The organism is Kocuria sp. ZOR0020 (genome assembly GCF_000800955.1).
In the GTDB taxonomy this organism is placed as follows: domain Bacteria; phylum Actinomycetota; class Actinomycetes; order Actinomycetales; family Micrococcaceae; genus Kocuria; species Kocuria subflava.
In genome coordinates, this window is record NZ_JROX01000023.1 from 1 (window position 1) to 5,429 (window position 5,429).

General features: G+C 65.8%; 2 protein-coding genes and 2 pseudogenes. All 4 read right to left on the reverse strand.

The window, feature by feature from the left end; genetic code table 11:
- Window positions 1-103: 103 nt before the first annotated feature.
- The gene (locus L979_RS01725; RefSeq protein WP_081993571.1) at window positions 104-1,111 is read right to left on the reverse strand and encodes an L-lactate dehydrogenase; all 1,008 of its coding nucleotides are present in this window, start codon (window positions 1,109-1,111) and stop codon (window positions 104-106) included.
- Window positions 1,112-1,288: 177 nt separating this feature from the next.
- Window positions 1,289-2,242, reverse strand: a complete 954-nt coding sequence (locus tag L979_RS01730; RefSeq protein ID WP_052209333.1) for a CoA ester lyase — start codon at window positions 2,240-2,242, stop codon at window positions 1,289-1,291.
- Between the two features lie 363 nt (window positions 2,243-2,605).
- Window positions 2,606-5,071 (reverse strand): annotated as a pseudogene (hrpB, locus tag L979_RS01735) (ATP-dependent helicase HrpB); the annotation flags it as partial.
- A gap of 107 nt (window positions 5,072-5,178) precedes the next feature.
- Window positions 5,179-5,429: pseudogene (locus L979_RS01740) on the reverse strand (ATP-binding protein); the annotation flags it as partial.

Genomic DNA, 5,429 nt, shown 5'->3' on the forward strand with positions numbered 1-5,429 from the left:
CCGGACCAATCGGTCCGGGCCACACGCCGTCGTTGTCACGATTCACGCGCTCCGCAAGGGATCAGAACCGCATGTTCGCCAATCAGAATCCGTTGCTCGGCAATCAGAACCCCAGTGAGGCCAGGGACTGCTTGAGGGCCTCCGCCGAGGCGTGCAACTGCTGGATCTCGCCGTCAGACATGGGCACGGGCAGCTGCTGGAGCACACCGGCGCGACCCACCACGGACGGGACGGACAGTGCCACGCCGCTGATGCCCTGGTAGTCATCCAGGATGGTGGAGACCGGCATGACGGCGTGCTGATCGGAGAGGATGGCCTGGCAGATTGCGCCTCCGGCCATGCCGATCGCGTAGTTGGTGGCGCCCTTGCCTGCGATCACCGTGTAGGCGGCGTGCATGACTTCATCAGCGATCTTCTCCCGGACGTCTTCCGGGAAAGCCAGTTGACCGGCGTCGTTCTTCCAGTCCACCAGCGGCACGGTGCCGATGTTGGCGATGGACCACAGCGGGAATTCCGTGTCTCCGTGTTCGCCCACGATCATGGCGTGCACAGAGCTGGGTGAAATACCGGCTTCCTCAGCCAGGCGCAGGCGCAAGCGGGAGGTGTCCAACACGGTGCCGGAGGACATGACCCGTTCCTTGGGCAACCCGGAGAGCTCACGGAACACGCTGGTCAGCACGTCACACGGGTTGGTGACCAGCACGTAAACGGCATCCGGTGCCACTTCCAGCAGCTTGGGCGTCAGGGAGCGCAAGATGTTCACGTTGGCTTCGGCCAGTTCCAGACGCGGCTGACCAGGCTTCTGCTTGGCACCAGCGGTGATGACCACAATGTCCGCACCGGCCAGCACGGAAACGTCATCAGAGCCGGTCACCACAGTGGACGGGGAGAACATGGCGCCGTGTGAGAGGTCAGCGGCTTCTGCACGAACCTTGTCCCCGGCGACGTCGAAAATGGCGATTTCACGGGCGATGCCCCGGATCTGGCAGAAGTAAGCCAGCGAGGAGCCAACGGCACCTGCGCCGACAATGCCGATCTTGGAGCGGCGGTCGGATCGGGTTCCGGTGGACCAGCTGGACGGTGCGGTTGCGGCGGCGTTCGGCTCGGACATCAGAGTCCCTTCGGATCGGGTCAGGGGCGTCGGCAGTGGGTCTCACCGACGGTGTGGGACTTCTGTGCCCCACGAGGTCTAGCTTCCAACAACAACGCAACGGGCGGCAAGGAATTGCCGCCCGTTGCCGATATTTTCCAGGTGTTCACCGTGGGTTTGTGTTGGATTCGTTGTGATTCAGCAGTGGTAGGTGTCCGTGGGTGCCTCGAAGTGGACGTCGTAACCCTGGGGCACGCTGAGTCCGAAAGCAGAGGCCAACCCCAGGATCTTGTTGGCCCGGGCCAGGCGTGGCAGGTCTGATCCGTTGCGGATTTCACCGCCTGCCGACTCGAATTCCGTGAGGAACTCACTGGCCCAGGTCATCTCCTGCAGTGACGGCGAGAGACCCTCATTGACCGTGGCGGTCTGCTCCGGCATCAGACACAGCTTGCCGGTCATGCCGAACTCGGCCGTCACGGCTGCGGCTTCTGCCAGCTTGGCCCCCAGTGCCCCCACGGAAGGCCCGTCGATGGGGCCGGGCAGGTTGGCTGCACGGGATGCAATGGTGAACTGCGAGCGCGTGTAGGCCAACGTCAGCGGACTGTCACCGAATCCGGTGTCTCGTCGAAAATCTCCCACGCCAAATCCGAGCCGATAGGTGGACCGAGCACCTGCGATGGCAGGCAGTGCCTGCACGCCACGAGCCGTTTCCACCAGGGCCACGATCCGGACGTCCTGCAAGGCCTCAGCGGTTCGGGTCACGTGCTCGGGGCTTTCCACCATGGCCAGCATGACGCCGTCCAGCCCGGGAACACCGGCCAGTGCAGCCAAATCCTCCGCCCACCAGGGCGTTCCGAAACCGTTGACACGAACCCAGCCGCGGCGACGGTGACCGTTCTCATCCAGGCCGGAGAGCCAATCCACCACGGCTTTCCTGGCGGCAGCTTTGCCCGCCGGGGCCACGGAATCTTCGATGTCGTACACCACGACGTCGGCGGCACTGGCTGCAGCTGGTGCAAAGCGTTCCGGCTGACCGGCGTTGACCAGCAGCCAGGAGCGAGCCAATTCGGGGCCGATGATGGGCGCTGCAGGTGCTGACGGAGCAGTCATGGCCTGGGTGGCGGGGTGAGCGGTTTCGGTGATGATGGTCATTGCGGTTTCCTTCTTGGTGAGGGGCTCGAGTCCATGAGCCCGTGGGATGCTCCGTCTGATGAATGCAGCGCTGTTCACATGCGTGATTGCATGCGGCTGCGCCACAACACCAGGCTGGAGAGAACGGCCACCGCCCCTGATGCGTTTGCGGGTCAACAGAACAATCTGCCCCGCACCTGTGGGTCACCGCGAATGATGGATCGCGGCGGCGGCCTGAGTCCTTTGGGATCTCCACCACCGCGAGTGTGCGGGTGGGTCCGGTGCGGGAACCCGTCTGATGGGGGTTCACGCGCTGGGACTGCTGAACGATGACCTCGACACTACCCGACGGTAGTGATCCTGGCCACAATATGGTCACGATTTTTATGGACGTGTCCGCCGTTGCGGTGGGTGTTCCCCAGCTGAGGTGCGCTGTGCGTGAGTCTTGGTGCGTGCCGTGGCCTGGGCTACCCAGGGGTCCTCCGGCCAGGGATGTTTGGGGTACCGGCCGCGCATCTCAGCTCGGACCTGGGCGTAGGGACCGGACCAGAAGGAGGCCAGGTCCGCCGTGATGGCAAGTTCGCGTCCGGCAGGCAAGAGCAGGTGGAAAACCACCGGCACTGCGCCATTGAGAACCCGCGGGGATTCAGCCAGGCCAAAACATTCCTGGAGTTTCACCCGCACCACCGGCTGATCCGCATCCCAGCGGATGCGCGGGGCGGACCCGGAGGGCACTGTCAGCGCGGTGGGCGCCAGCTCGTCAAAACGCGCTGCATCGGGCCACGGCAGCAGCCTGCGCAATGCACTCGTGAGATCCAGGTCCTTCACCCGCGTCCCCCGCGCCAGTTCGTCCATCTCCGCACCCAGCCAGAGATCCAAGGTGTTCAGGAGGGCGTCGTCGTCCACCGCAGGCCAGGGAGGTCCCAGGTGAGCGTGAACGGTGGCCATGCGGGCCCGCAGTTGGGTGGCAGTCTCTGACCAGTGCAGAGTATCGAGCCCGTCCCGTGTGAGGCCTGCCCGGACCGCCGCCTCCGCCTGCTCGTGTGTGGGTTTGACGGGTGTGGAGTTCAGCGTGATGGCGCCCAGTGCATGACGACGACGCGCCGTGACACGACCGTCCGTGAACTCCGCCGCCACGGTGTTGGTCAGCAATGATGCGGCCACCATCTGGGCGGTGTCCTGATCCTGAGGTGCGGCCGCGCGAATCACGGCACCGGTGCCTTGAGCGCCGCTCCCCTGTGCCCGGGTGACATCGGCAACGGCCAGCCATTCGTGGCCGTTGAGCGAGGACCCGGGCGGCAGACCTGCGCGTGTGCCACCGGCGAACAGGTAGCTGTCCCCCTGCCGGTGGGCCACCCATTCGGGTCGGGCCAGGGCAATCACCGCACCTGCGTGGAGATGGGAGGGCACGGGAGAGGTGGGTTTGCCTCCGACACGGTCCGGATCCACCTGGGAGGCCCCGTCCGCGGTAGCCGTGAGTTTGTGGGCCATGCGCTCCAAACGGTTTGCTTCCCGCTGCCACGCTCCATGACTGTGGCCGTGGCGCTGACGCTGACCCTGGCGCTCGGCGTCGGCTACGGACCGCGAGCGCATGTCCTGAAGGTGCTGGGCAAGATCACCGCCGGCCGGCGCGGCATCAGCACCCAGTAACGCAACCACCTGAGCTGCAGTGACCACACCCACCAGGGATGCACCTTCCATCAACCCACGGGCCAACCGGGGATCGGTGGGGACCGCGCAGAGGCGACGCCCAAGATCGGTGGCCCGGCCGGCGTCGTCAAGGGCACCCAGACGATGAAGAACCGTCTCCGCCTCGGTCGCAGCGTTGGTGGGAGGAGGTTCGGGCAAGGCCAGGCCCTCACCGCGCGGGGTGCCCCACACAGCCAACATCAGGGTTGCGGACGTCAGGTCAGCGGTGGCGATCTCCGGGGTGGAGTGGGCGGGCATGGCAGCCCAGGTGCGTTGGTCGTAACAGCGGATCACCCGGCCGGGACCCAGCCGTGCGGCGCGTCCGGCCCTCTGGTCCGCGGAGGCACGGGAGGCGGCCACCGTGACCAACCCGGACATGCCGCGCACGGTGTCACGGCGGGGTTCGCGGGAAAGTCCCGAGTCAATCACCAGCCGCACGCCGGGGACCGTCAGAGAGGATTCGGCCAGGGAGGTGGCGACCACCACCCTGGTCCGGTCCCGTGCGCCCCGCCCAGAGACGGCCCGGTCCTGCTCGCGGGGGCCGATCCGTCCGTGTAATTCCACAATGTCGACGCCGGTGGTCATCTCCCGCAATCGAGCCGCCACCTGCGCCACCTCCCGGGCACCCGGAACGAACACCAGGGCGTCCGAGGCGCCATCCAGAGCGCGTGCGCAGGTCTGGGCCACATGGTCCAAGAAATCGCGAGTGACTCCGCGGTCATTCAGTCGAGGCGCTGAGGCGGGGATCCACTGTGTCTCCAGAGGATGCAGCACAGAGGGGGACGTGAGAACAGGGGCGGGGTCCCCATGATCCGTGAGCAGCAGATTGGCAAACCGCTGAGTGTCCACGGTGGCGGACATGGCCACAAGTTTGAGGTCCGGGCGCAATTGACGGACCTCCGCCAACATGCCGAGCAGAAGATCAGAATCCAAGCTGCGTTCATGGACCTCATCCAGGAGCACGGCGTTGATCCCCGGCAGCTCGGGATTGCTGAGGACGCGGTTGAGCAGAATTCCCGGGGTCACGAACTCCACCGCTGTCTGCGCGCTCACCACCCGTTCACCGCGGACGGTGAAGCCGGCCAACTCCCCCACCCTTGTGCCGGTGAGCTGGGCCAGTCGGGACGCTGCAGCACGGGCCGCCACACGGCGGGGCTGGGTGACGACGACGCGTGGGGTGGGTGGGTGTGCGCTGTTTCTTGTTGTGGCAGGCGTGGTGTGTGACTGTTAGCTCCGATTGGCGGTCATCTGCAGCTGGGGTGGCGGCTTTAGCTGATGCCGATGACCAGCGTGGAGCGGGCGGCTTCGACGACGTCGTCGGTGATGGTGTTGAGATCGTTGATCTTCATGATGCGTTCCATTTGGGTGAAGAGTCGGTCGACGAGGCGGAAGTTGCCGCGGGTGACGCGAGCGATCGCCGCGAGGGCTTGGGCGTCGGTGAAGTCTTCGGGGTCGAGGGTCTTGCCGAGGGAGCGCCAGTGTCGCTCGAGGACGAACAGCAGTTCGTCTTGTCCCAGGG